The 23,474-nt window shown below is 71.6% G+C and carries 24 protein-coding genes; 16 read left to right on the top strand and 8 right to left on the bottom strand.

Features of this window, described 5'->3' with window-relative positions:
* Nucleotides 1-221: 221 nt before the first annotated feature.
* From COGEMETH_RS23175 to COGEMETH_RS23160, 4 genes are all read left to right on the top strand, one after another.
* Nucleotides 222-1,397: a glycosyltransferase family 4 protein gene (locus COGEMETH_RS23175; protein ID WP_306421772.1), complete on the top strand. Its 1,176-nt coding sequence runs from the start codon at nt 222-224 to the stop codon at nt 1,395-1,397.
* A 173-nt stretch (nt 1,398-1,570) separates the two neighbouring features.
* Complete coding sequence (locus COGEMETH_RS23170) at nt 1,571-2,566, top strand: sterol desaturase family protein (protein WP_238185040.1); 996 nt, start codon at nt 1,571-1,573, stop codon at nt 2,564-2,566.
* Nucleotides 2,563-3,696: a GNAT family N-acetyltransferase gene (locus tag COGEMETH_RS23165; RefSeq protein WP_238185039.1), complete on the top strand. Its 1,134-nt coding sequence runs from the start codon at nt 2,563-2,565 to the stop codon at nt 3,694-3,696. Before COGEMETH_RS23170 ends, COGEMETH_RS23165 begins: the two co-directional genes overlap by 4 nt.
* Before the next feature lie 124 nt (nt 3,697-3,820).
* On the top strand, nt 3,821-5,065 hold the full coding sequence (locus COGEMETH_RS23160; RefSeq protein WP_238185038.1) for a molybdopterin molybdotransferase MoeA: 1,245 nt from the start codon (nt 3,821-3,823) through the stop codon (nt 5,063-5,065).
* A gap of 16 nt (nt 5,066-5,081) precedes the next feature.
* Here COGEMETH_RS23160 and ypfJ read toward each other — a convergent pair whose 3' ends face one another.
* Nucleotides 5,082-6,002: a KPN_02809 family neutral zinc metallopeptidase gene (ypfJ, locus tag COGEMETH_RS23155; protein ID WP_238185037.1), complete on the bottom strand. Its 921-nt coding sequence runs from the start codon at nt 6,000-6,002 to the stop codon at nt 5,082-5,084.
* Between the two features lie 79 nt (nt 6,003-6,081).
* Nucleotides 6,082-6,942 (bottom strand): uracil-DNA glycosylase, encoded by an 861-nt coding sequence (locus COGEMETH_RS23150; protein WP_238185036.1) that lies wholly within the window; start codon nt 6,940-6,942, stop codon nt 6,082-6,084.
* Nucleotides 6,943-7,165: 223 nt separating this feature from the next.
* On the opposite strand from COGEMETH_RS23150, the gene COGEMETH_RS23145 reads away from it, so the two are divergent.
* Nucleotides 7,166-8,839 (top strand): electron transfer flavoprotein-ubiquinone oxidoreductase, encoded by a 1,674-nt coding sequence (locus COGEMETH_RS23145; RefSeq protein WP_238185035.1) that lies wholly within the window; start codon nt 7,166-7,168, stop codon nt 8,837-8,839.
* A gap of 134 nt (nt 8,840-8,973) precedes the next feature.
* The gene (locus COGEMETH_RS23140; protein ID WP_238185034.1) at nt 8,974-10,833 is read left to right on the top strand and encodes a glycoside hydrolase family 15 protein; all 1,860 of its coding nucleotides are present in this window, start codon (nt 8,974-8,976) and stop codon (nt 10,831-10,833) included.
* Between the two features lie 5 nt (nt 10,834-10,838).
* Here the strand turns inward: COGEMETH_RS23140 and dut are convergent, their stop codons facing one another.
* Nucleotides 10,839-11,315 (bottom strand): dUTP diphosphatase, encoded by a 477-nt coding sequence (dut, locus tag COGEMETH_RS23135; protein ID WP_238185033.1) that lies wholly within the window; start codon nt 11,313-11,315, stop codon nt 10,839-10,841.
* A gap of 107 nt (nt 11,316-11,422) precedes the next feature.
* Here dut and COGEMETH_RS23130 point away from each other — a divergent pair, with 107 nt between their 5' ends.
* The 3 genes from COGEMETH_RS23130 to COGEMETH_RS23120 all read left to right on the top strand — a co-directional run bounded on the left by COGEMETH_RS23130 (nt 11,423) and on the right by COGEMETH_RS23120 (nt 13,447).
* Nucleotides 11,423-12,163, top strand: coding sequence for a DUF429 domain-containing protein (locus tag COGEMETH_RS23130; protein WP_238185032.1), 741 nt, complete (start codon nt 11,423-11,425; stop codon nt 12,161-12,163).
* Nucleotides 12,164-12,195: 32 nt separating this feature from the next.
* Nucleotides 12,196-12,708 (top strand): NUDIX hydrolase, encoded by a 513-nt coding sequence (locus tag COGEMETH_RS23125; RefSeq protein WP_238185031.1) that lies wholly within the window; start codon nt 12,196-12,198, stop codon nt 12,706-12,708.
* Between the two features lie 73 nt (nt 12,709-12,781).
* Complete coding sequence (locus tag COGEMETH_RS23120; RefSeq protein WP_238185030.1) at nt 12,782-13,447, top strand: carbonic anhydrase; 666 nt, start codon at nt 12,782-12,784, stop codon at nt 13,445-13,447.
* A 78-nt stretch (nt 13,448-13,525) separates the two neighbouring features.
* Here COGEMETH_RS23120 and COGEMETH_RS23115 read toward each other — a convergent pair whose 3' ends face one another.
* Nucleotides 13,526-14,245 carry a DUF4142 domain-containing protein gene (locus COGEMETH_RS23115; RefSeq protein ID WP_238185029.1) on the bottom strand — a complete coding sequence of 240 codons (720 nt, stop codon included), beginning with the start codon at nt 14,243-14,245 and terminating at the stop codon, nt 13,526-13,528.
* Between the two features lie 563 nt (nt 14,246-14,808).
* On the opposite strand from COGEMETH_RS23115, the gene COGEMETH_RS23110 reads away from it, so the two are divergent.
* The 5 genes from COGEMETH_RS23110 (at nt 14,809) to nudC (ending at nt 18,887) form a co-directional block, all read left to right on the top strand.
* Entirely contained in the window at nt 14,809-15,903 is a 1,095-nt protein-coding gene (locus COGEMETH_RS23110) for an acyltransferase family protein (RefSeq protein ID WP_238185028.1), read from the top strand.
* 72 nt (nt 15,904-15,975) lie between these two features.
* Nucleotides 15,976-16,839, top strand: coding sequence for a universal stress protein (locus COGEMETH_RS23105; RefSeq protein WP_238185027.1), 864 nt, complete (start codon nt 15,976-15,978; stop codon nt 16,837-16,839).
* A gap of 65 nt (nt 16,840-16,904) precedes the next feature.
* The gene (locus tag COGEMETH_RS23100; protein ID WP_238185026.1) at nt 16,905-17,504 is read left to right on the top strand and encodes a hypothetical protein; all 600 of its coding nucleotides are present in this window, start codon (nt 16,905-16,907) and stop codon (nt 17,502-17,504) included.
* A gap of 49 nt (nt 17,505-17,553) precedes the next feature.
* On the top strand, nt 17,554-17,970 hold the full coding sequence (locus COGEMETH_RS23095) for an HIT domain-containing protein (protein WP_238185025.1): 417 nt from the start codon (nt 17,554-17,556) through the stop codon (nt 17,968-17,970).
* An 8-nt stretch (nt 17,971-17,978) separates the two neighbouring features.
* Nucleotides 17,979-18,887 carry an NAD(+) diphosphatase gene (gene nudC, locus COGEMETH_RS23090; RefSeq protein ID WP_238185024.1) on the top strand — a complete coding sequence of 303 codons (909 nt, stop codon included), beginning with the start codon at nt 17,979-17,981 and terminating at the stop codon, nt 18,885-18,887.
* Between the two features lie 113 nt (nt 18,888-19,000).
* Here the strand turns inward: nudC and modC are convergent, their stop codons facing one another.
* Nucleotides 19,001-20,104: a molybdenum ABC transporter ATP-binding protein gene (gene modC / locus COGEMETH_RS23085; protein ID WP_238185023.1), complete on the bottom strand. Its 1,104-nt coding sequence runs from the start codon at nt 20,102-20,104 to the stop codon at nt 19,001-19,003.
* A gap of 74 nt (nt 20,105-20,178) precedes the next feature.
* Between modC and COGEMETH_RS23080 the strand changes: the two genes are divergently transcribed.
* On the top strand, nt 20,179-20,835 hold the full coding sequence (locus COGEMETH_RS23080; protein WP_238185022.1) for a glutathione S-transferase: 657 nt from the start codon (nt 20,179-20,181) through the stop codon (nt 20,833-20,835).
* A gap of 8 nt (nt 20,836-20,843) precedes the next feature.
* Here COGEMETH_RS23080 and modB read toward each other — a convergent pair whose 3' ends face one another.
* The 3 genes from modB to COGEMETH_RS25690 all read right to left on the bottom strand — a co-directional run bounded on the left by modB (nt 20,844) and on the right by COGEMETH_RS25690 (nt 22,623).
* Entirely contained in the window at nt 20,844-21,536 is a 693-nt protein-coding gene (modB, locus tag COGEMETH_RS23075; protein WP_238185021.1) for a molybdate ABC transporter permease subunit, read from the bottom strand.
* A gap of 7 nt (nt 21,537-21,543) precedes the next feature.
* Nucleotides 21,544-22,338 carry a molybdate ABC transporter substrate-binding protein gene (gene modA / locus COGEMETH_RS23070; protein WP_238185020.1) on the bottom strand — a complete coding sequence of 265 codons (795 nt, stop codon included), beginning with the start codon at nt 22,336-22,338 and terminating at the stop codon, nt 21,544-21,546.
* 153 nt (nt 22,339-22,491) lie between these two features.
* Nucleotides 22,492-22,623 carry a hypothetical protein gene (locus COGEMETH_RS25690; protein ID WP_283215042.1) on the bottom strand — a complete coding sequence of 44 codons (132 nt, stop codon included), beginning with the start codon at nt 22,621-22,623 and terminating at the stop codon, nt 22,492-22,494.
* Between the two features lie 251 nt (nt 22,624-22,874).
* Here COGEMETH_RS25690 and COGEMETH_RS23065 point away from each other — a divergent pair.
* A partial coding sequence (locus COGEMETH_RS23065) for a 50S ribosomal protein L11 methyltransferase (protein WP_238185019.1) occupies nt 22,875-23,474 on the top strand: 600 nt, incomplete at its 3' end.

The raw sequence follows: 23,474 nt of genomic DNA, 5'->3' as shown, positions 1-23,474 counted from the left end.
CTGGAACACGCGAATGCGTACTTTGCCGGGTCCGGCACGCGATCACGGCAGTGGAAAGACGGCGGCCGACCCCGGATTGCGGGATGCGCAGCCGCCGAATCCTTTGGTCGCGCGCCCGAATCGCTTGCTTGCGTGCGAAAGACTTAGGCTGGGATTCACCTTTGTCCGGCAGGTTTTCGCCGCGCGGCATACCAGACCCGCGTCGCCATAAGGACGATCCGGTGAAGCGCATCACCTGCGTGCATCAGGGCTACGAGCTCTACGGCTCGGACCGCAGCTTCTGCGAGAGCGTGCGCACGATCCGCGCGGCCTATCCGCAGGCCTGGATCGACGTGGTGCTGCCGCGCCGCGGGCCGATCGTGGAGCCCCTGGAGCGGGTCGCCTCCCGCATCGTCGTGGAGCCCCTGTGGATCCTGCGCCGCCGCGGTCTCGTCCGGCTCGCCACCATCGGGCTGGCCGCCCTCCCCTTCGCGGTGGCGCGGGCGCTGCGCCGCATCCGGGCAAGCGACCTCGTCTACGTGAACACCACTGTCGTGGCCGACTACCTGCTGGCCGCGCGGCTGCTGCCCGGCCGGAGCGTGGTCCACGTCCATGAGATCCCGGAGGGCGCGACCCTCACGGTCCTGCGCGGCCTGATCCAATGGAGCGGGGCCAACGTCGTGTTCAACTCGCGGGCGACGCAAGCCGCCTTCGCCATGCCGCCGTCCGTGACGGCGCGGGTGGTCTACAACGGCATCGAGGGGCCGGCGCAGCCCAACGTCCCCACCTACGACGGCACCCGGCCCCTGCGGCTGCTGATGCTCGGGCGGATCAGCCGCATCAAGGGCCAGGAGGTGCTGGTCGAGGCGATCCGGCGCCTGCCGGAGGCCGTCCGCGCGCGGATCGAACTGCGCATCGTCGGCAGCGCCTTCGAGGACCCGGACCGCGAGCGGGCGCTCGCCGACCTGATCGTCGCCGCGGGCCTCTCGGCGCGCACCACGCTCGCGCCCTTCGTGGACGATCCGGCCGCCCTCTATCGCTGGGCCGACGTGGTGACGGTGCCCTCCCAGCGCCCGGAATCCCTGGGCCGCGTCGCCATCGAGGCGCTGGCCTACGGCATCCCGGCGCTGGTCTCCGGCATCGGCGGCCTGACGGAGATCGTCGAGGACAGGCGCACCGGCTGGGTCGTGCCGCCGGGCAGCGTCGAGGCCCTGTCGCGGACGCTCGAGGAGATCGTGACCGATCCGGGGGCGTGGCGTGCCTATCCGGCCGCCGCGCGCGCCCGCTACGAGGCCGTCTTCTCGGCCGACACGGCCGCCGAGGGCATCGCGGCGATGCTGCGCCTCACGCTCGCCGGGCGGCAGGACGGCATCCGGCGCGAGACGTCGCCGGAGCCGGAATCGCCTTCGCTCGGTTGAGGGCGGCCAGAAGTCAGGTCTCGCGCGACCTCCGCAGCTCCGCGACTTGTCCACACCCGGCGTCATTCATCGGACGGATTGAGCAAAGCGTAAGCTTTGACCGGTGATGCTGGGCCTCGAACGTCGGCCGACCGTCGGCGCGCGTGCCGATCCGAGCGAAGGGACGCCTTGCGATGATCCAGGACTTCGTCGCCAAGATCCTCGACCGGATCTCGGCCGAAAACCTCCTGACCACGGGGCTGCTCTGTGCCACGGCGCTCGGCTGCGCGCTCGTCGCCTACTGGCGCACGGCGGAGCGGAAATCGTTTGCCGAGTTCTTCGAGTTCCTGCTGCCGCACGAGGTGATGATGCACCCGTCCGCGCGGGCGGACCTGCTGTTCTACGTCACCCGCAAGGCGATCATGCCGTTCCTGCTGATCCCGGCGGGCGTCACCTTCGTGGTCGCGGTCGGCTACGGCACCAACAAGCTGCTGGGCGCCCTGTTCGGAATCCACGAGCCGCTGCTCGGCGGCGCGCCGGGGCCGGTCACGGTCTGCATCTTCACCGTGACGATGCTGCTCGCCTACGACATCTCCTACTACATCTACCACACCGCCCAGCACCGCTTCCCGTTCCTGTGGGAGCTGCACAAGGTGCACCATTCGGCCGAGGTGATGGTCGGCATCACCAAGGACCGGGTCCATCCGCTCGACGAGCTGATGAACCGGGCCTGGGACGGGGTGATCCCCGGCATCTGCTTCGGCATCTGGACGCTGGTCGCCCTCAATCCGGTCGAGGTCACGGTCTTCGGCGTCAACGTCTACATCATGCGCAACATCCTGATGATGGACTTCGTGCGCCACACGCATTTCAAGATCTCGTTCGGGCCGCTGAACAACGTCGTCCTCTGCCCGCACTGGCACCAGTTGCACCACAGCACCGACGCGCGCCACTACGACAAGAACTTCGGCCTGCTGTTCTCGTTCTGGGACCGCCTGTTCGGGACCCTGTGCGTGCCCCACCCCGACGAGGACTTCAAGTTCGGCCTCGTCGACCGGGACGTGGCCGACTACCAGTCCCTTTCTGGCCTCTACCTCCTGCCCCTCAAGAAGATGTGGCGCCGGATCGTGCGGCAGGTCCGGCCGCGCCGGAACACGCCCCCCCGGCCACAGGAAAGCGCCCAGCCATGACCGGCCAACGCCTCGAGATCGTCCGCTCCGCCGAGCGCCTGGCGGCGGTCGGGCCCGCCTGGACCGCCCTGTGGCGGGAGGCCGGCGCGCTGGTGTTCCAGAGCCATGCCTGGGTCTCGGCCTGGTGGGCGACGGCGCCCGACCGGGAGCGGCGCGGGCTCTTGGTCGTGCTGGCCTGGCGCGGCGACGCGCTGGAGGCCGTCCTGCCGCTGGCCACCTGCAAGCGGGCGGGCCTGCGCCTCCTCGAATGGGCGGCCAAGGACCACGCCGATTACGGCGACGCCGTCCTCGCCCCGGACGCTGCGCCCGGCATCGTGCAGCGGATGTGGGACCACCTCTCGCAGGCCGGCGGCTTCGACCTCGTCTACCTCAACCGCCTGCTGCCGGATGCCGCGGCCCGCACCCTCCTCGACCCGACGGCGCAAGGGGGCGTCTTCCTGCGGCCGAACCACCGCAGCGAGGCGAGCCTGCGCGTCGCCGGCCCCTGGCCCACCGGCAAGGCCTGGTTCGACGCCCAGTCGAAGAAGACCCGGCAGAACTACCGGCGCGGCCAGAAGGTCATCTCCGACCGCGGCGCGCTGACCTCCCGCCTCCTGCCAGAGGGCGAGCCCCTGGCCCCGATCCTCGACCGGCTGGCCGGGTTCAAGCGGGCCTGGCTCGCCGAGAACGGCCTCGAATCGAACCTCTACGACGAGGGCGCCCCGGCCTTGGCCGCCCTGGTGCAGGTGCTGGCGGAGACCGGCCTGCTGCGCGCCTTCGTGCTGGAATGCGACGGCGCCGTCGTCGCGGTCTCGATCAACTTCGTGCAGGCCGGCACGATGATGGCCTTCGTCACCACCTACGACCCCGCCTTCGAGCGCGGCTCGCCGGGGATGGTGCTGATGATGGACTACATCCAATGGTCCATCGACCACGGCCTGCATACCGTCGACTTCCTCTGCGGCGCGGAAGCCTTCAAGAGCCGCTTCGCCACCCACAGCGTCACGCTGGATTCGGTGATGGGCACGCGCACCCTGCCGGGCGCCGCGGCCCTGGTGCTCGACCGCTGCAACCGCACGGTCCAGGAGCTGCGCCGCCGCTACGTCAAGCCGGCGCCGGGGGACGCGCACCAGGCGGAGGCCGCCGCCTGACCGGAAGGCTTGATCGGGCCGGCCGGATGCCGCAAGCCGGCGGCATCGTGAGCCGCCATCGCCAAGCCCCGAGCCCTCTGCCGAACTCTCTTCCCACCGGCCCACTCGCGCCGGGGCGAGACGCATGGCGCGCCTGAGCGACGACTGCTTCGATGGGGCGCGGCCGGCCATGACCGTCGCCGAGGCGGCGTCCCTCATCGGCACGCGGCTGCCGGTGCTGGCGGGCATCGAGCCGGTGCCCCTCGCCCTGGCGGACGGGCGGGTCGCGGGCGCCGAGATCCGCGCGCCGATCGCCCTGCCCCCCTTCGACAACGCGGCCGTCGACGGCTACGCCGTGCGCTTTTCCGACCTCGCGGCCGGGTCCGGGACCGTGCTCCCCGTGCGCGGACGCATCCCCGCGGGTGCCGAGCCGGCCAGCCTCGATGGCCGGGCGGGGGCGGTGCGCATCTTCACCGGGGCGGCCATGCCGCCGGGCGCCGACACCGTGTTCATGCAGGAGGACGTGCGCGTGGAAGGCGGCGCCGTCCACCTGCCGCCGGGGCTGGCGCAGGGCGCGAACCGGCGCCTGGCCGGCGAGGACGTGGCCCGCGGCAGCGTGGCGATCCCGGCCGGCCGGCGCCTGGGGCCGCCGGAGCTGGCGCTGGCTGCCGCCCTCGGGCTCGACGCCCTGCCGGTGCGCAAGGCGCTGCGCGTGGCCGTCTTCTCCACAGGCGACGAGTTGCGGGAGCCGGGAGAGGTCCTGGGGCCGGCCGCGATCTACGATGCCAACCGGGTGATGCTGCTGGCGCTGCTGCGCCGGCTCGGCACCCTGCCGCACGACCTCGGCATCCTGCGCGACGACCCGGCGACCCTGCGCGCGCGCATCGCGGAAGCCGCCGGCGAGCACGACCTCGTCCTGACCTCGGGCGGCGTCTCCGTGGGGGAGGAGGACCATGTCAAGGCCGCGGTCGAGGCCGCAGGCTCCCTGACCTTCTGGCGCCTCGCGATCAAGCCGGGGCGGCCGGTGGCGCTCGGGATCGTCGCCGGCACGCCCTTCGTCGGCCTGCCGGGGAACCCGGTCGCGGCCTACGTCACCCTGCTGTTCGTGGTGCGACCGCTGCTCGCCCGGCTCGGGGGGGAGACCTACGCCCCGCCCATCGGCCTGCCAGTGCGCGCCGCCTTCGCCCATCCCAAGAAACCGGGCAGGCGCGAGTTCCTGCGGGTGGCCCTGCGCCGCGCGGACGACGGCAGCGTCGAGGCCGTCAAGAACCCCGGCGGTGCCCTGACGGCGCTCGCGGGAAGCGACGGGCTCGCCGACCTGCCCGAGGATGCGGGCCGCGTCGCGCCGGGCGACGTGGTCGCCTTCCACCCCCATGCCGGCCTGTGGTGAGGCCGGCGGCGGCGGCTCAGTTGTTGGCCGTGCGGAAGGTGTCGCAGGACTTGGTCTGGCCGCTCTTGTAGCCGGTCATGAACCAGCGCATCCGCTGCGCCGAGGAGCCGTGGGTGAAGGAATCCGGCACGGCGTAGCCCTGCGACTGCTTCTGGAGCTTGTCGTCGCCGATGGCGCTGGCGGCGTTCATGGCCTCCTCGATGTCACCGGGCTCCAGGGCGTTGTACTTGTCGTTGGAGTTCTTGGCCCAGACGCCGGCCAGGCAATCGGCCATCAGCTCGATGCGCACCGAGAGCCCGTTCGCCTCGGCCTTGTTCGAGGCCGCCTGCTGGCGGGCCTGGACCTTGCCGAGGATGCCGAGCACGTCCTGGACGTGGTGGCCAACCTCGTGGGCGATGACGTAGGCGTAGGCGAAATCGCCCTTCACCCCGAACTTCGAGGCCATCTCCTTGAAGAAGCCGGTGTCGAGATAGACCTTCTTGTCGAGCGGGCAGTAGAACGGCCCCATCGCGGCCTGCGCCGAGCCGCAGCCGCTGCGGGTGCCGCCGCTATAGAGCACCATCGTCGTCGGCGTGTACTGCTTGCCGGTCTGGTTCGGCAGCACCGTGCTCCACACGTCCTCGGTGTTGCCGAGGATCTTGGCGGCGAAGCGCCCGCTCTCGTCGGTCGGGGCCGTGCGGCGGCGTTGCTGCGTCTCCGGGTCGGCCTGCTCCTCGCGCTGGCTGCCGCCGCCTCCGCCGCGGGTCATCTGCTCGGCGCCGCCGATCAGGATCGCGGGGTTGATGCCCGTGACCCAGCCGATGATCATCAGGACGACGATGGCGCCGATGCCGAGCCCGCCGGCACCGCCGCCGGGAAAGCCCATGCCCCCGCCGCCGCCGCCCTCACCGCGGCGGTCCTCGACGTTGTCCGAACCGCGAAAATCGTCCCAGCGCATGCTCAGCCCGCCACTCACGCCGCCCGATGACGGACCCGGAGATAATGGCGTGGCCGACGAGGCGGTTCCGCCGGAACGGTCAAGCTTTTCCGTCGAGTGCCGCCCGCAGCAGCCGGAAGTCGCGCCAGGATTGCCGCTTCTGCACCGGCTGGCGCAGCAGGAAGGCCGGATGCAGGGTCGCCAGCGCCCGGATCTCCCGCGTCGGGAGCAGGTAGGGGTAGAACCGGCCCCGCGCCTTGAGGATGCCGTCCTTGGTGCCGGTCAGCGTCTTCGTCGCCGGGCTGCCCAGGCACACGACCACGTCCGGGTCCACCAACTCGATCTGCCGCTCGAGGAAGGGGCGGCAGATCGCGATCTCCTGGGGCGTCGGGTCCCGGTTGCCCGGCGGGCGCCAGGGCACGATGTTGGTGACGTAGGCGCTCGACCGGTCGAGGCCGATCGTGGCCATCATCCGGTCGAGGAGCTGGCCGGAGCGGCCCATGAACGGCTTGCCGATGCGGTCCTCGTCCGCGCCCGGCGCCTCGCCCACGAACATCACCTTGGCGGTGGGGCTGCCGTCGGCGAAGACGAGGTTCTTGGCCGTGAAGCGCAAGGGGCAGGCCTCGAAGCCGGCCATCAGCGCCTCCAATTCCTCCAGGCTCGCGGCCTCGCGGGCCCTGGCGCGGGCATCGCTCGCTGCCTCCTCCGGCTTGGCCGAGGCGGATTGGCCGTAGGTGCGGGGGGCGGCCGGGCGGGCAGGCTCCGCGGCGGGTGGCGGCAGGGTACGGGGCGGCACCTGTGCGGCCGGCTCGACGCGCCGCGTGGGAAGGGCGGGTGCCGGCGCGTCGGCCTCGCTCATCCGGTCGTGCGGGTGCTCGTCGAGAAACAGGTCGACGCCGGCTTCGACGTGGAAGTCGAGATAGGCGATCAGGTCGCGCTGCGCGTCTGCGGGTGAAGCCATCGTCGGGGATGTGGGGCGCCGGCGGCCTGTGGACAACGTGGAGGGGCCGGCCCGATCCGGCGCGACTTATCCCTGTGCGACTTGGCCGCTCCCCTCCCCGATACCGCTTGCCTTCCTAGTTTGGAATGGGTTGAGAACGGTCCAGGTGCCCGATCAGAGGCGAGGCGCCCCGATCCGGCGTGGCCGGCAGTTGCGTAACGCCGCGTAGGCAGGAGAGAGACGGATGGCGCTTCCCGAACGCGAGGGCATGGATTTCGACGTGGTGATCGTCGGCGCGGGTCCGGCCGGGCTCGCTGCCGCCATCCGCCTGAAACAGCTCTCCTCGCAGGCGGGTGAGGAAATCAGTGTCGTCGTGGTCGAGAAGGGCTCCGAGGTCGGCGCCCACATCCTTTCCGGCGCGGTGATCGACCCGTCCGGCCTCGACGTGCTGGTGCCGGACTGGCGCGACGACCCGGACCGCCCCCTGAAGACGGCGGTGGAGCGCGACGAGTTCATGTTCCTCACCAAGAACAGCGGCGTCTCCCTGCCGAACCTGTTCTTCCCCAAACTGATGAGCAACCACGGCAACTTCGTCGGCTCGCTCTCGAACGTCGCGAAGTATCTCGGCCGCAAGGCGGAGGAACTCGGTGTCGAGATCTATCCGGGCTTCCCGGCCTCCGAGGTGCTCTACGACGGGAACGGCGTCGTCACCGGCATCGCCACGGGCGACCTCGGCATCGCCCGCTCCGGCGAGGCCCGCGACGACTTCACCCGCGGCATGGAATTGCGCGGCAAGTACACGATCTTCGGCGAGGGCGCGCGCGGCTCGCTGACCAAGACGCTGATCGACCGGTTCGGGCTCAACCGGGACAGCGACCACCAGAAATACGGGCTGGGCGTCAAGGAACTCTGGCAACTGTCGGACGCGAAGTTCCAGCCGGGGCTGGTTCAGCACACGATGGGCTGGCCCCTGCCGAACAAGGCCGGCGGCGGCTCCTGGCTCTACCACTTCGACGACAACCTGCTCTCGGTCGGCTTCGTCACGCACCTGAACTACGAGAACCCGACGCTGTCGCCCTTCGACGAGTTCCAGCGCTTCAAGACGCACCCGATGATCGCCGAGGTCTTCGAGGGCGCCAAGCGCATCGGCTACGGGGCGCGCGCCATCATGGAGGGGGGCTGGCAGTCGGTGCCCAAGCTCGTCTTCCCCGGCGGCTGTCTCGTGGGCGATTCCGCCGGCTTCGTGAACGTGCCGCGCATCAAGGGCTCGCACAACGCCGTGCTCTCGGGGATGCAGGCGGCCGAGGCCATCGCCGCCGCCCTCCGGGCCGGGCGCCAGGGGGACGAACTCGCCGATTACGAGGACGGCTGGCGCGCTAGCCCGATCGGGGACGACCTCAAGCGGGTGCGCAACGTCAAGCCGCTCTGGTCGCGCTACGGCACCCTGGTCGGCGTGGGGCTCGGCGGCCTCGACATGTGGGCGAACACGCTCCTGAACACCTCGCCCTTCGGCACCCTCGCACACGGCAAGCCGGACCATGCCTGCACCAAGCCGCTCGCGGAGGTGACGCCGATCGTCTACCCGAAGCCCGACGGCAAGCTCACCTTCGACCGGCTGTCCTCGGTCTACCTCTCGAACACCAACCACGAGGAGGACCAGCCCCCCCACCTCAAGGTGAAGGACATGGGCCTGCAGAAGACCTCGGAGCACGACGTCTTCGGCGGCCCCTCGGCCCGCTACTGCCCGGCCGGCGTCTACGAATGGGTGGAGGATGCCTCCGCGGGCGACGGGGTGCGCTACCAGATCAACGCGCAGAACTGCGTCCACTGCAAGACCTGCGATATCAAGGACCCCAACCAGAACATCAACTGGGTCACGCCCGAAGGTCCGGGCGGGCCGAACTATCCCAACATGTGAGCGAGGGCGGCGAGGCGGCGGTGCTTGCGGGATCGCACCGCCCCGGCGCCCGTGTGGCATATCGTCGGGTTCGGTCGATCGGGCGAAGGGCGGCTCTAACTCAGGGGCTCCCCCCTGAAACTCGTACGGACGACGTGTCGAAACCGATCAGCGACTATGCCGTCATCGGCGACACCCACTCCACGGCCCTGATCGCCCGCGACGGCTCCATCGACTGGCTGTGCTGGCCGCGGCACGATTCCCCCGCCCTGTTCCTGGCGCTCCTCGATACCGAGAAAGGCGGAGCCTGCCGCGTCGCGTTCGACCGGCTCACGTCGATCTCTCGGCGCTACCTGCCCGAGACCAACGTGTTGGAGACCACCTTCGAGACCGCCACCGGCCGCGCCCGCCTCATCGACGTGATGCCGGTGAACCCGCCCAACACCGAGCCCGACGAGGGCCCGGACGGGGACGGCGAGAGCCGCCTGATCCGGCTGCTGACCTGCGAATCGGGCATGGTCGCGGGCCGGTTCAGCGTCCGCCCGACCTTCGACTACGCCCGCTGCGACTGCACCCCGGTGGAGCAGGCCGGCTCCGTCCTGTTCGAGGCGGGCGACCACCGCCTGCGCGTCACGGCCACACCGCAGCCGCGCGTCGAAGGCGCCACGGCCGAGAGCCGGTTCACCCTCGCCGAGGGCGAGAGCGCCTACCTCGTCCTGACCCACGGCGAGGACCGCGAGGGGGCCGAGATCGAGGATTTTTCCGTCGCGCAGGCGCGAGCCGAGGCGACGATCGCCTATTGGCGCCGCTGGAGCGGGCATTGCACGTATCGGGGCCCCTACCGGGACCAGGTGCTGCGCTCGGCGCTCTGCCTCAAGCTGCTGACCTACTCGCCCACCGGCGCGATCGTGGCGGCGGCCACCGCCGGCCTGCCGGAGGCGGTGCCCGGCAACCGCAACTACGACTATCGCTTCACCTGGATGCGGGACGCGACCTTCACCGTCACCGCCTTCGTGGCGCTGGGCTACGTGCGCGAGGCCTCCGAGTTCCTGCGCTTCCTGCGCGAGGCGGACCCGACCTTCGGCCGCGAGACCCGGCTGCTCTACGGCATCGCCGGCGCGATGCCCGCGGAAGAGGAACTGGCCCACCTCTCCGGCTGGAGCGGCGTCGGGCCAGCGCTCATCGGCAACGCCGCCGAGGGGCAGGACCAGCACGACATCTACGGCGAACTGGTCCGTGCGCTCTGCGTCTTCCTGGAGGCCGTGGACTACGACCCGCCGGAGAAGGTCAACGACCGCCTGCCCGAGGTGCTGGAGAACCTGACGGCCCGTGCGATCGCCTGCCGGGATGCGGCCGACCACGGCATCTGGGAGTTGCGCACCGGGCCGCGCCATCAGCTCCACACCAAGGCGATGCTCTGGGTCGCCCTGACGGACGCCGCCCGCATCGCCCGCAACATCCGCGGCGTGCCCGACGACCGCATCGCCGAATGGGAGCGGATCGCCGCCGAGATCCGCGCCGAGTACCACGACAAGGCCTGGAACGCGGAGAAGCAGGCCTTCACCGGCGCCTATGGCGGCCACCACCTCGACGCGGCGGTGATGCGCGTCGTGCTGTTCGGCGCCATCGATGCGCGGGACCCGCGCATGGTCTCGACGCTGGAGGCGATCGAGCGTGAACTCGGCGCGGGCGATCTGGTCTACCGCTATCGCATGGAGGACGGGCTGGAGGGGGACGAGGCCACCTTCACGGCGTGCGCCTTCTGGCGCGTCGGATGCCTGGCGCTGGCCGGCCGGACCGACGAGGCCTCCGCCGCCTTCGAGCGGCTGCTCGCCCGCGGCAACGACCTCGGCCTGTTTTCCGAGATGATCGACGCCCGGACCGGCGAGCACCGGGGCAACACGCCCCAGGGCTTCTCGCACATGGCCCTCATCAACACGGCGCTGCGTTTGCAGGCATGCAACGCCCGCGACGGCCTGCCGGAGGACGAGGCACCCCGGCAGGCGGCCGAATGAGGCCCTCAGCGCCCGCTCGAGCCGAAGCCCCCGGCACCGCGGGCCGAGCCCACCGTGCCGGGATCGTCCTCGATCACGAGGCGCGGGCGCGTGACGCGGGTGAAGACGAGTTGGGCGATGCGCTCGCCGGGCTCGATCCGGATGCCGGGGCCGGGCGCCGGGTTGCGGTTCCAGGCCGAGATCAGCAGCGGACCCTCGTAATCCGCATCGATCACCCCGGTGCCGTTGCCCATCACCAGCCCGTCGCGGTGGCCCCGCCCCGAGCGGGGAAGCACCAGCCCGCACCAGTCGGGATCGCGGATCAGCACGCAGAACCCCGCCGGAACCAGCGCGGGCGCCGCCTGCGGCTCCAGCAGCATCGGCGCGTCGAGGCACGCATGCAGGTCGAGGCCGGCCGACCCTGCCGACCCCCACCGGGGAAAGCCCCAGCCGGGAAGGCGCGGATCGAGCAGGCGGATGCCGATTTCGGGCTGGCCGCTCACGGGCGTGCCTTGGTCATCGCGGCATCTCCGCTGGCGGCCCCGTCCGTCGCGGCCCGAGGGCGCGGATAGCGGGCCCGAATTTTAGACACAAGGTGCGTGAGGGCGGCATGGCGCGCTGGATCGCGGGACTCGACGGCTGCCGGGGCGCCTGGGCCGGGGTGCTGCTGGACCTCGACGACCCGGAGCGGCACCGGGCCGCCCTCTTCGCCCACGTCGCCGACCTCCTCGACGCGCCGGAGGCGCCGGTCAGCGTCGGGATCGACATCCCGATCGGCCTGCCCGACCGGGTGCTCGGCTACGGGCGCGAACCCGACAGGGCCGCCCGCGCGCTCCTCGGGCCTGCCCGGTCCAGCGTCTTCCCGGTGCCGCCGCGCGCCGCGATCGAGGCGCCCGACTACGCGCAGGCCAAGGCCCTGTCGCGGGCGGCCAGCGAGCCGCCCTTCGCGCCCTCCATCCAGTGCTGGAACATCTGCCCCGCCATCCGGCAGGTGGACGGGTTGTTGCGGACGCGGCCGGACCTCGTCCATCGCCTGCACGAGGTCCACCCCGAGGTCGCCTTCTTCCGCATGAACGGCGACCGGCCGCTGGGCCTCGCCAAGAAGGGCGCGCAGCGCCAGGCCGCCCTGGACCTGCGCCGCCGCCTGCTGCTCGGCGCCGGCCTCCCCCAGAGCCTCGTGGCGTCCCAAAAACCCCGCGGTGTCGGGGCGGACGACCACGTCGACGCGATGGCGGCCCTCGTCGTCGCCCGCGACGTGCTCCTCGGCCGCGCCGGCTCCCTGCCCGAGACGCCCGGCCACGACGCCCACGGACTTCCGGTCGTGATCCGGACGCCTGAGCGTCCTGCGTGAGGCGCGGCCCGAATCCTGATAGGCATGCGCCCATGAAAGACAGCCCCCTCGCCATCCGGCACATCGCCCGCGCCCTGGTGTTCGATCCCAGGGACCGCCTGCTGCTGATCGCCTACCGCTCGGTCCACGCGACGGATGCGGCAGGCGAGCCCCTCACCTTCTGGTTCATGCCGGGCGGCGGGCTGGAGCCCGGCGAGGACCACGTCACGGCCTGCCGGCGGGAGTTGTCGGAGGAGATCGGGGTGGCGGATGCCGAGATCGGGCCGCAGGTCGCGACGTGCGACGGGCCGTTCCACCTGTTCACGCAATCGCGCGACGCCCGCGAGCGCTACTTCCTGGTGCGGCTGCCCGACGACCGGATCGACACCAGCCTGCTCGCCGAGACCGAGGACAACCCGGTGCTCGGCACCCGATGGTGGGACCTCGCCGACCTGCGCGCGAGCGCGGAGCACGTCGAGCCGGCGGGCCTCGCCGACCTTGCCATGGCGATCGTCGAGGGAAATATCCCCCGGGAACCGGTGTCGCTGTCCTGGCGTGAGGCTTGAGGCCGAACGCGCCGCGGATGAAGAGCGCCGGACGACCGTTATGCAGACGAACCCCCTTGCCGCAGGAGACCGCATGTTCCCAGAAGCCCTGACCGAAGGCTACCGCTCGTTCCTCTCGGACCGTTTTCCCCAGGAGCGCCGCCGCTTCGCGCAGCTCGCCAAGTCACAGGAGCCCGACACCCTGGTGATCGGCTGCTGCGACAGCCGCGTCGCGCCCGAGGCCATCTTCGACGTGGGGCCGGGCGAACTGTTCGTGATCCGCAACGTGGCCAACATCGTGCCCGTCTACGAGACCGGCGGCGAGTATCACGGCACGTCGGCGGCCATCGAGTTCGCGGTGCAGTCCCTGGAGGTGAAGAACATCGTGGTGCTGGGGCACGCCACCTGCGGCGGCATCAAGGCCTACGCCAACAAGGCGAAGCCCCTGTCGAAGGGCAACTTCATCGGCAAGTGGGTCTCCCTCGTCGGACCGGCCGAGGAGAAGGCGGGGGATTCGACCGCCCCCGATTACCTGACCCGCCTGGAGCACGCGATGGTGAGCCAGAGCATCGAGAACCTGATGACCTTTCCCTTCATCCAGGAGCGGGTGAAGGCGGGCAGCACGACCATCTACGGCGCGCATTTCGGCGTCGCCACGGGCGAACTCAAGATCCGCGACCCGGCGACCGGCGACTTCGTACCCGTGGTCGATCGCAGCGGCGCGGTGCTGCGGCCCTCCGCCCTGATCGATTGCACCTGACATGAGAAAGGCGGCGGGCTCTCGCCCGCCGCCCCTGCGATCACCCCGGCGGCCATCCGGCCGTCGGCAATCCCGAACTTACATCGCGCCGGCACCCGGCAGGCGCTGGGCGTGCCGATAATGCTGCTCGTAGACCGGCAGGGCCTGCTGGGCGTAGGTGCGCAGGGCCGGGTTCGGACCCGAGGAGGCGTAGGCCTGGGTCATGCCGACCGCCATCTGGTGCGAACGGATCTGCTGGCTGACGTAGAGGCGGTCGAAGCGCGCGCCGGAGGGCGTGGCCGACAGCTCGGCCAGCATCGCCTGCTGCTCCGGGTTCGGCTGGACGATCGTGCTGCCCGCGGTCTCGTCGACGTCGCCGCGACCCAGGCGGCTGCCTGCGGCGGCACCGCGGGCCGCGCCGGAACCGGCACCCTGGATGCCGGCGACCGGGCCGCCGTTCAACGTGCCGCCGACGACGCCGGCCGCAGCGCCCGTCGCCGCACCGACCGCACCGCCGGCCACGGCGAGCGGCGCGCCGATCAGGTCGCCCGGACCGCCGATCGCGCCGCCCTGGGCGGCGACGTAGTTCCGGTCGCCGCCGGCCAGCGCCACGTTGGCGGAGCGGTGGTCGCGGATCGCCTCCTGGGCATAGCTGCGGATCTGGGGATTGCGCGACTTGCTGAGCGCGATCTGGCTGGACTGGATCTCGAAGGCGTTCGCCTGCATCGCCTGCAGTCGGAAGTCACCGGCGCCCTGCGCGAGGGCGGGCGTGGACACGGCGACGACGAGTGCGGACAGGGCAGCGTAGTTCTTCAGCATCAGGAACCTCTAGGGATAATCGTGGATGCGCGGGCCGATGGACGAGACACGCCACGACGGTCCGAGACCTGTCGTGGCGGCGGCAGCGCTTCATCGGGTCAACGATGCTTTGCTGGATCGGTTCCTGGTTTTACTCCGTTCGCGCGGGTTACGAAGCGGGGTCTGTACTCAAGCTCGGTCATGCACTTTGGGAGTCGCGTTCCGCATTCGGCATCCTCGAAAGAGTCCCGTTCGGCGCGCGTCCCTCCCCCCGCTGCGGGCTACCGGATTCACACATCTGCGCAGGGGAACTGGAGAGGTCGTCCGAAGGGGTGCGCGGCCCCCTCTCCCGTGCGGGAGAGGGTTGGGGTGAGGAGCCCAGGTTTCTCCGGAGAAGTCGCATCCCTCACCCTGTCCCTCTCCCGCACGGGAGAGGGGACCCGCGCAAAGCCCGTCGGCGTCGCAGGATGTGTGCATACAGTAGCCTCTACCGCAGCGGGGAGAGGGCGGTGTCATGACTGGGACCCGCTCCGGGACGCGGCACACCGGTCTCCGCCGATCCTCTCGAGGGTCAGGTGGTCCCCGTGACCATCGTCCCGATCCAGATCCTGCGCGCCTGCGCGGCCGCGATGGTGGTGGTCCACCACGGCCTGCACGAGGCGGCAGCCCTCAATCTTGCAGGCTCCGGCGCCGAGGCGGTCGCCCGGCTGCCCTGGTGGGCCGGCGTCGACGTGTTCTTCGTCATCTCCGGCTTCATCATCGTCCAGGCGAGCGGGCCGCGCTACGACGCGCCGGGGGGGCGCCGGCGTTTCCTGGTGCACCGGGTCGCGCGGGTGGTGCCCCTCTACTGGCTCGTCACCGCCCTCTACCTCGCGGTGGCGCTGGCCGCTCCGTCCAGCCTCGGGGATGCGGGCGCCGCCGCGCGCGATCCCGGATACGTGGCGGCTTCGTTCCTGTTCTGGCCGGCGCTCCGGCCTGACGGGACGCCGCAACCGCTCTACGGCCTCGGCTGGACGCTCAATTGCGAGATGGTCTTCTACGGGCTCTTCGCCCTCGGCCTGGGCCATGGCCGCCGGGTCGCGGTGGCCTGGATCGTCGGGTTCCTCGGCCTGTTGACGGCGGCCGGCGCCCTGGTCCCCCTGTCGGGCCTGCCGCTGGCGTTCTGGTCCAATCCGGTGGTGCTCGAATTCGCCCTCGGGGCGGGGCTCGGCCTCGCACGCAGCGAGGGGCTGCGCCTGCCGTCACCGGCGCGCCTCGTCCTGGCCGTGGCGGGGATCGGGCTCCTCTTCCTCCAGGCCGGCGGGGCGGACCCTGAAGGGTTCGCCCGGCCCCTCGGGTTCGGCCTGCCGGCAGCGATGCTGGTGGCCGCCGCCGCGTTCGGCTCCGCGCACGAGAAGCGCGATCCGGCCCCCGTCCGCTGGCTCGCCGCGATCGGCGACGCGTCCTACGCCCTCTACCTCGTCCACCCCTTCGTCCTCCGGGCGGCCCGCGAGGGAGTGCTGCGCCTCGGCCTCGCGCCCTGGCTCGGCACGCTGGGTGTCCTGTGCCTGATGCTGGCCCTGAGCGTCGGGGCCGCGCTCCTGGTCTTCCGCTTCGTCGAGAGGCCGGCGACCCGGCGCCTGCGCGTTCTGCTCGATCCGGTGCCGTCACCCGCCGGGGCCCCGGCGAAAAGCGTGTGAGCGGGCGTGCGCGCTCTGTTTCCTACCGGGCCGAAGGGCATTAGCGTCGTGCAAAATCCGAAGGACACGGCGATGAAGACACTGCTGGTTCCGGTAGCCCTGCACGACGCGCTGCCCTCCGTGTTCGAGACGACGCGGCTGGTCGCCGGCCGGTTCGGCAGCCTGATCGAGGGCGTCAGCCTGCGCCCGGCGCTGGCCGAGTACGTCCCCGTCGACATGGTCGGCGGCATGACCTGGCTGCGCGACGAGGAGGCGGACCGGGTCGAGGCGGAGGAGGCCGGCGGCCGCTTCATCGCCTTCATGGACGGCGCCGGCATCCCGCGCCACGCCCGCGACGGCCTCTGCGTGCCGGCCAACGTGGCCAATGCCGGCCCGCGCTACCGATGGCGCCAGGACGTGCCGGCGGGCGACGCCTTCCTCGGGCAGTACGCCCGCCTGTTCTCGGCCACCGTGGTCGGCCGGCCGGGCTCCCAGGACGCCTCCCCGCGCATGACCACCTTCGAGACCGCCCTGTTCGAGGGCGGCCGTCCGATCCTGCTCGCGCCGCCCACGCCGCCGGCGAGCCTCGGAAACGCGATCCTGATCGCCTGGAACGGCTCGACCGAGACGGCGCGGGCCGTGGCCTTCGCGATGCCGTTCCTGCGGGCCGCCGAGCGCGTGCTGGTGCTCAGCGTCGAAGGCGGCACCGTGCCGGGACCGAGCGCGGAGGACCTCGCCCGCTCCCTCGCCTGCGAGGGGGTCGCGGCCGAGCACAAGGCCATGCCGGCCGGGCGCCGCACGCCGGGCGAGACCTTCCTGGCCGAGGCCAAGGGCTTCGGCTGCGACCTGATGATCAAGGGGGCCTACACCCAGAGCCGCCTGCGCCAGATGATCTTCGGCGGCCCGACGAGCCATCTCCTGGCGCAGGCCGACCTGCCGATGCTGATGGCGCACTGAAGCCCTGGGCCGGGAACCGCTCCGCCGCCGCCACGTTCGGCCACGGCAGACCGGCGCAGACCTTCATGATCAGACAGCTTGCAGCCCTCCTGACCCTCGGATGCCTCGTTGCCGGCACGGCGCGGGCGGCCGAACCGTTCGCCCGCTACCGCGGCACGGTGGAGACGCGGGACGGCGAGACCCTCACGATCCGGCAACGCACCGGGGGCTCCGTCACGATGTTGATGAACCCGAAGACCCGGATGTTCACCGCCACGGAAGGGCGCCTCCGCGACATCAAGCCGGAGAGCTACATCGGCATCGTCGCCGTGCGAGAGGGCGACGGGCCGCCCAAGCCCACGGAGGTGACGATCTTCTCGCCCTCCGAGCGCGGCTTCGAGGCCGGCAGCCAGCCCTGGGATACGGCGGCCGGTGCGACCCTGACCGCGGGCTGGATCGCGGAGATCTCGTGGCAGACCCCGCGCAGGGTCGTGCTCCGCTACACGAGCGGGCAGGCGTCCTTCACGATCCCGCAGGGCACCCGGACGACGCAGATGGGCCCGGGAGAGAAGGCGCTGCTGGTGGAGGGCGCCGAGGTGACGGCCTTCGTGCGCACGGACGCGGCGGGGGTGATCCACGCGGATCTCGTCGCCGTGGGTCGGCAGGGGGCCGTCCCGACCCTGTGACGATCCTCGCGCCCTCCCCCAAGCCACCGCGGCGCGCTACATGCCGGCCATGACGACAGACTTCACCCTCGATCCGCGCCTTTCCGCCGACACGGCTCCGGTCGGCGACCTCGCCCTCTCCAGCGTCCTGCTGATGGACGATTCCCGCTTCCCCTGGCTGATCCTGGTCCCGCGCCGCACCGGCGTGAGCGAAGTGACCGACCTCTCGCCACTGGACGGCGCGGCCCTGTGGGAAGAGATACGCATCGCGGTGGGCGTGATGCAGGCCCTGTCACAGCCCGACAAGGTCAATGTCGGGGCGCTGGGCAACGTCGTGGCCCAGCTCCACGTCCACGTGATCGGGCGCTTCCGCTCCGATCCGGCCTGGCCCGGCCCGGTCTGGGGACATGGCGCGCGCAAAGCTTATCCGCCCCACGCCCTCTCCCAGCTCGTCGAGCGGGCCGGCGCCCTGTTCGCAGCCGCCTGAGACGGACCATGAGCGATCCCTTCGCGACCCTCGGATTCGTCCGGAGCCGGCTGCTGCGCCACTCGGCCGAGCAGCCGGAATCCGCGGTGCCTCCCTTCGACGCGCCCGAGGCCCTGCTCGTCCTGATGGCCGGCGACCGGGTGGTGCTGCGCGGCCCCACCGCCACCCTCGAGGCCGCGGACGGCACGCACGTCGCGGAAAAAGTAACCCAGCGGCTGTTCCTCGGCCATCTCGACGGCCGGCCGGTCTTTGCGGCCTGCGCCCCCGCCGAGGCCGCGGAGGCGTTCGACGCGGACGAATTCCGCACCCTCGACCTGCGCTCCATCGCCACCGAGGGCGCGGTGGAGGCGCACGAGCTCGGGCTGCTGGCCGTGGCCAAATCGATGCTCGACTGGCACGGCCGCAGCGGGTTCTGCGCCAATTGCGGCACGCCGACCCTGGTCCGGGCCGGTGGGTTCCGGCGCGAATGCCCGAGCTGCAACGCCCACCACTTCCCCCGCACCGACCCGGTGGTGATCATGCTGACCCGGCGGGGCGAGCAGTGTCTCCTCGGACGCGGGCCGCACTTCAAGCCCGGCATGTTCTCGTGCCTCGCAGGCTTCCTGGAACCCGGCGAGACGATCGAGGACGCGGTGCGCCGCGAATGCTTCGAGGAGACGCGGGTGCGCATCGGCGCGGTCGGCTACCAGACCTCGCAACCCTGGCCCTTCCCGTCCTCCCTCATGATCGGCTGCACGGCGGAAGGGCTCGACGAGGCCATCGTCACCGATCCCACCGAACTCGAAGATGCCCGCTGGTTCGACCGGGAGGCCGTCACGCGGATGCTGGAACATCGCCACCCGGAGGGCATCGTCGCGCCGCCGCCGATGGCGATCGCGCACGTTCTGATGCGGGCCTTCGTCGAGGGGCGGGCCTGACCCCGGCGCAGACGTAAATCCGTTCGATCGTTTCGCGCTGCGGATTTCGGCCTCGCTCAAGCGCCGCGCAGGCTTGGTGATATCGTGTCCGCCTTGCTCAAGCGGACACGGTATCAGATCTCGATCGCGCGGCGCCCGGCCCCGAAGCCCGCCGGATCGAACGCCACGCTCTTGATCACGGCGTAGACCGGGCGGCCCGGCGCGAGGGCCAGTGCGCGGGCCGAGGCCCCTGTGAGGCGGGCGGCGAGCATCGCGCCGTTGCAATCGATCTCGACCATCACCGCCGCACCCGCCGGCGTCAAGCTCGCGACCCTGCCGGACAGGACGTTGCGGGCGCTGAGGCCCACGGGGACCTGCGTCGCCACCAGCACGTCACGGGCCGGCACCCGGACCCGGACAGGCGAACCGAGGGCCTGCGGGAGGTGGGGGACGAGGAGGTGCCCGGCGCGCCCGGACAGCCGGGTCAGGCCGGCCGGCGCGTCCTGCGCCTCGACCGTCATCTCCAGCAGCGCGCCCGCCTCCGCCTCGTGCACCGGCACGAGGTCGGCCCGCCGCAGGATCGCCTCGGCGGGGCCGGCGGCGGCGACCCGGCCATGCTCCAGCACCACGACGGTGTTGGCCAGCCGCGCGACCTCGGCGACGGCATGGCTGACATAGACGATGGGCACGCCGGCCTCGTCGCGCAGGCGCTCGATATAGGGAAGGATTTCGGCCTTGCGGGCCTCGTCGAGGGCCGCGAGCGGCTCGTCCATGAGCAGGAGGCGGGGCTTGGCCAGCAGCGCCCGGCCGATGGCGACGCGCTGGCGCTCGCCTCCCGAGAGCCCGGCCGGCTGCCGTTCCAGCAGGTGCCCGATCCCGAGCATCCCGGTCACGGCCTCGAACTCGGCCGCGTCGTGGCGGGCGCCCGAGAAGTACCGGCCGTAGCCGAGATTGCGCCGCACGCTGAGATGCGGCAGCAGCCTTGCGTCCTGGAACACGACGCCGACCCGGCGCCGGTGTACGGGCAGGCGCAAACCCCGCGCGCTGTCGAGCAAGGTCTCCCCGCCCACGACGATCCGGCCCCGGTCGGGCCGCGCCAGCCCGGCGATCAGGTCGATCACCGTGGTCTTGCCCGAACCGGATCGGCCGAACAGGGCGGTGAGCCCGCCACCGGCCGTGAAGGCCACGTCCAGGGAAAAGCCGCTGCGGCGCAGGGCGACGTCCACCTCGATCGTCATGCGCCACGCCCTCTATGACGGCGCGACCTGCGGCCCGCCGCGGCCGTCCCCACCGAATCCGAGCGAGGTCCCCGATGATCACCGTCCACCACCTGGAGAACAGCCGGTCGCAGCGCGTGCTCTGGCTGCTGGAGGAACTCGGCCTCCCCTACGAGGTGACGCGCTACGCCCGCGACCCGAAGACCATGCTGGCCCCGCAGGCGTTGCGGGCAGTGCATCCCCTCGGCAAGTCGCCGGTGGTGAGCGACGGCGACGCGGTGGTCGCGGAATCGGGCGCCATCGTCACGTACCTGACCGACCGCTGCGGCGGTGCCCTGGTGCCCGCGCCGGGCACGCCCGAGCACCGGCGCTTCACCTACTGGCTGCATTACGCGGAAGGGTCGGCGATGCCCCCGCTCCTGCTGAAGCTGGTCTTTTCGCGGTTGGCGCCGGGGAGCCCGGCCCTCGTCCGCCCCCTGGTGCGCGCGATCTCGAACAAAGTCCTCGGGACGTTCGTCGATCCGGACCTGCGCCGGCACGCCGCCCACTGGGAGGCGGAGCTGGCCGAGCGGCCCTGGTTCTGCGGGCAGGTTTTCTCCGCGGCCGACATCCAGATGAGCTTTCCCCTGGAGGCCTTCGCCGCCCGCGGCACGGGCGCCGGACCGCGGATCACGGACTGGCTCGCCCGCATCCACGCGCGCCCCGCCTACCGGCGGGCGCTCGAACGCGGCGGACCCTACGCCTATGCCTGACCGGGCCATCAGCCGGTCCCGAGCCGCCGGCCCATGCGGCGGGCGAGGAGTTCGGAGACCAGCAGGGCCGTCATCGACAGCGCGATCGAGATCAGCGTGAGCCGCAGCGCCCCGGCCTCGCCCCCCGGAACCTGGGTCAGGGTGTAGATCGCCGAGGGCAGCGTCTGGGTCTCGCCGGGGATGTTCGAGACGAAGGTGATGGTGGCGCCGAACTCCCCCATCGCCTTGGCGAAGGCCAGCACACCGCCGGCCAGGATGCCGGGCAGGCTCAGGGGAAGCGTCACCGTCAGGAACACAGCGAAGGGGGACGCGCCCAGCGTCGACGCCGCCTGCTCCAGGCGCCGGTCCACCGCCTCGATCGACAGGCGCATGGCCCGGACCATCAGGGGGAAGCCCATGACCGCACAGGCCAGCGCCGCCCCGGTCCAGCGGAAGGCGAGGACGATGCCGATCTCGGACAGCCACGCCCCCGCCCATCCGCGCCGGCCGAAGGTCAGCAACAGGAGATAGCCCGTGACCACCGGCGGCAGGATCAGTGGCAGGTGGACCAGCCCGTCCACCAGGGCGTGGCCGAAGAAGCGCTTGCGCGCGAGCAGCCACGCCACCGCGAGGCCGGGCACGAGGCTCGCCAGCGTCGCCACGCCCGCCACCCGCAGGCTCAGGGCGACGGCGGTCCATTCCCCCGACGTGAGGTCGAGCACGCGAGCGTCAGTAGCGCGCGCCGGTGCCGCCGATCACCGCAAAGCCCTGGCGCTCGAAATAGGGCCGCGCGGTCGCGCCCTTCAGGTAGGCCAGGAAGGCGTCCGCATCCGGGTTCGCCGACACCTTGGTGAGGGCGATGGGGTAGACGATCGGCGGGTGGCTGTCGGCGGGGAAGGTTGCGACGACCCTCACGCTCGGGTCGGCGGCCGCGTCGGTGGCGTAGACGATGCCCAGGGGCGCCTCGCCGCGGGACACCAACAGCATCGCCGAGCGCACGTTCTCGGCCTGGGCGATGCTGCCCTTCACCGCCTCCCAGGCGCCGAGCTTCTCCAGGGCCGCCTTGCCGTACTTGCCGGCGGGCACCGCATCGACGTTGCCCATGGCCAGACGCCCGCCATCGAGGGCCCTGGCGATGTCGACGCCCGGCTTGAGGTCGAGGGCGACGCCCGAGCCTTTCGGCGCGACGAGCACGATCGCGTTGCGCAGGAGGTCGCTGCGGCTGCCCGGCCGCAGGGTGCCCGCCTTCTCGGCATAGTCCATCCAGGCGATGTCTGCGGAGAAGAACAGGTCGGCCGGCGCGCCCGATTCGAGCTGCTTGGCCAGGGCGTTCGACCCGGCGTAGGACATCCGCGCCGTCCTGCCCGTCTCCTTCGCCCAGGCGGCGGCGGCCTCGTCCAGGGCGTTCTTCAGGCTGGCGGCGGCGAAGACCGTGACCGGAGCCTCGGCCCGCGCCGGCACGATGCCGCCGCCGACGCCGAGCGCGAGGGCGGCCACCAGCCAGAACCGACGTGTCAGAGGCATATCGCAATCCCGTCCCGCCGCCGGACCGTTATATCCGGCTGATCATGGCGAGCATCATAGGAGGCCGGGCGGAGGGCACAAGGCCCGCGCAGGGCGTGACGGACGCGCGAGGTCCGGCGCCCCGGAATCATCGTAGGCGGATCGCTGCGCGATTCAGCCGGCCTTCTCGTCGGCCGCATCCGCCGCACCCGTCTCGGCGCGGTGGAGCTTGCTCAGCAGGACGAGGATCTGGCCCGGCAGCGGGCCTTCCGGCTCCACGGCGAGCAGGGCGTCGCGAGGACGCACGGGCCGACGGCGGCGGCGGGATGTGCCGCTGAGGACAACCGGCCCGCGGCGGACGGATCGTCTGGATTTGCTCACGCGCACGCACCCTCGAAGGTCGAACCGACTTGGAGAAGCCAGCGTGAACGCCGCGTGGGGCGCTCCGTTCCGGCCCTTTTGCGCTTAACGGATGAACAATATGCCGCAATCCTGTGCGGTTCCCGAAGGAATCGTTCACGATTGGCGGTGCGCCGCCACCGGTGCTAGACGCCCTCATGCTCGAAGGCCTGCCTCCTCACCGCCCGACTCACGTGCTGCGGCTGATGACCGATGAGGCCTCGGCGCGGGCGATGACCGACCTCCTCGGCGAGATGTTCGATCCGACCGATACGGCGGTCGCGGCCTTCGAGGCCGAGGACGGCGTCACCTGGCGCCTGGAGGCCTATTTCGCCGACGCGCCGGACGAGGATTTCGTCCGCGGCCTGATCCGCCCGGTGATCGGCGCGGAGGCCGACGCCGCCGAATTCCGCACCATCGACCAGCAGGACTGGGTGCGGGCCTCGCTCGAAGGGCTGAAGCCCGTGCGGGCCGGGCGCTTCCTCGTGCACGGCTCGCACGACCGGGAGACGGTGCGGCCGAACGACCTCGCCATCGAGATCGAGGCGGCGCTCGCCTTCGGCACCGGCCACCACGGCACCACGCTCGGTTGCCTGCGCGCCCTCGTCGCCGTCCTGAAGCGCCGCCGCCCGGCCCGAATCCTCGACGTCGGCACCGGCACCGGCATCCTCGCCTTCGCAGCCGCCAAGGCCCTTCGTACGCGTGTGATCGCCGGCGACCTCGACCGGGAGGCCGTCAGGACGGCCTCCCGGTCGAGG

The organism is Methylobacterium trifolii, from assembly GCF_022179685.1.
Lineage (GTDB): Bacteria > Pseudomonadota > Alphaproteobacteria > Rhizobiales > Beijerinckiaceae > Methylobacterium > Methylobacterium trifolii.
Note: the sequence above shows the minus strand (reverse complement) of the source record. Positions and strands in the feature narration are given on the sequence as shown.

What these genes read in the sequence shown, in the direction of transcription:
- COGEMETH_RS23170 (WP_238185040.1), top strand. Translation starts at nt 1,571, where the DNA reads ATGATCCAGGACTTCGTCGCCAAGATCCTCGACCGGATCTCGGCCGAA.
- COGEMETH_RS23165 (WP_238185039.1), top strand. Translation starts at nt 2,563, where the DNA reads ATGACCGGCCAACGCCTCGAGATCGTCCGCTCCGCCGAGCGCCTGGCG.
- COGEMETH_RS23160 (WP_238185038.1), top strand. Translation starts at nt 3,821, where the DNA reads ATGGCGCGCCTGAGCGACGACTGCTTCGATGGGGCGCGGCCGGCCATG.
- ypfJ (WP_238185037.1), bottom strand. Translation starts at nt 6,002, where the DNA reads ATGCGCTGGGACGATTTTCGCGGTTCGGACAACGTCGAGGACCGCCGC.
- COGEMETH_RS23150 (WP_238185036.1), bottom strand. Translation starts at nt 6,942, where the DNA reads ATGGCTTCACCCGCAGACGCGCAGCGCGACCTGATCGCCTATCTCGAC.
- COGEMETH_RS23145 (WP_238185035.1), top strand. Translation starts at nt 7,166, where the DNA reads ATGGCGCTTCCCGAACGCGAGGGCATGGATTTCGACGTGGTGATCGTC.
- COGEMETH_RS23130 (WP_238185032.1), top strand. Translation starts at nt 11,423, where the DNA reads ATGGCGCGCTGGATCGCGGGACTCGACGGCTGCCGGGGCGCCTGGGCC.
- COGEMETH_RS23125 (WP_238185031.1), top strand. Translation starts at nt 12,196, where the DNA reads ATGAAAGACAGCCCCCTCGCCATCCGGCACATCGCCCGCGCCCTGGTG.
- COGEMETH_RS23120 (WP_238185030.1), top strand. Translation starts at nt 12,782, where the DNA reads ATGTTCCCAGAAGCCCTGACCGAAGGCTACCGCTCGTTCCTCTCGGAC.
- COGEMETH_RS23115 (WP_238185029.1), bottom strand. Translation starts at nt 14,245, where the DNA reads ATGCTGAAGAACTACGCTGCCCTGTCCGCACTCGTCGTCGCCGTGTCC.
- COGEMETH_RS23105 (WP_238185027.1), top strand. Translation starts at nt 15,976, where the DNA reads ATGAAGACACTGCTGGTTCCGGTAGCCCTGCACGACGCGCTGCCCTCC.
- COGEMETH_RS23100 (WP_238185026.1), top strand. Translation starts at nt 16,905, where the DNA reads ATGATCAGACAGCTTGCAGCCCTCCTGACCCTCGGATGCCTCGTTGCC.
- COGEMETH_RS23095 (WP_238185025.1), top strand. Translation starts at nt 17,554, where the DNA reads ATGACGACAGACTTCACCCTCGATCCGCGCCTTTCCGCCGACACGGCT.
- nudC (WP_238185024.1), top strand. Translation starts at nt 17,979, where the DNA reads ATGAGCGATCCCTTCGCGACCCTCGGATTCGTCCGGAGCCGGCTGCTG.
- modC (WP_238185023.1), bottom strand. Translation starts at nt 20,104, where the DNA reads ATGACGATCGAGGTGGACGTCGCCCTGCGCCGCAGCGGCTTTTCCCTG.
- COGEMETH_RS23080 (WP_238185022.1), top strand. Translation starts at nt 20,179, where the DNA reads ATGATCACCGTCCACCACCTGGAGAACAGCCGGTCGCAGCGCGTGCTC.
- modA (WP_238185020.1), bottom strand. Translation starts at nt 22,338, where the DNA reads ATGCCTCTGACACGTCGGTTCTGGCTGGTGGCCGCCCTCGCGCTCGGC.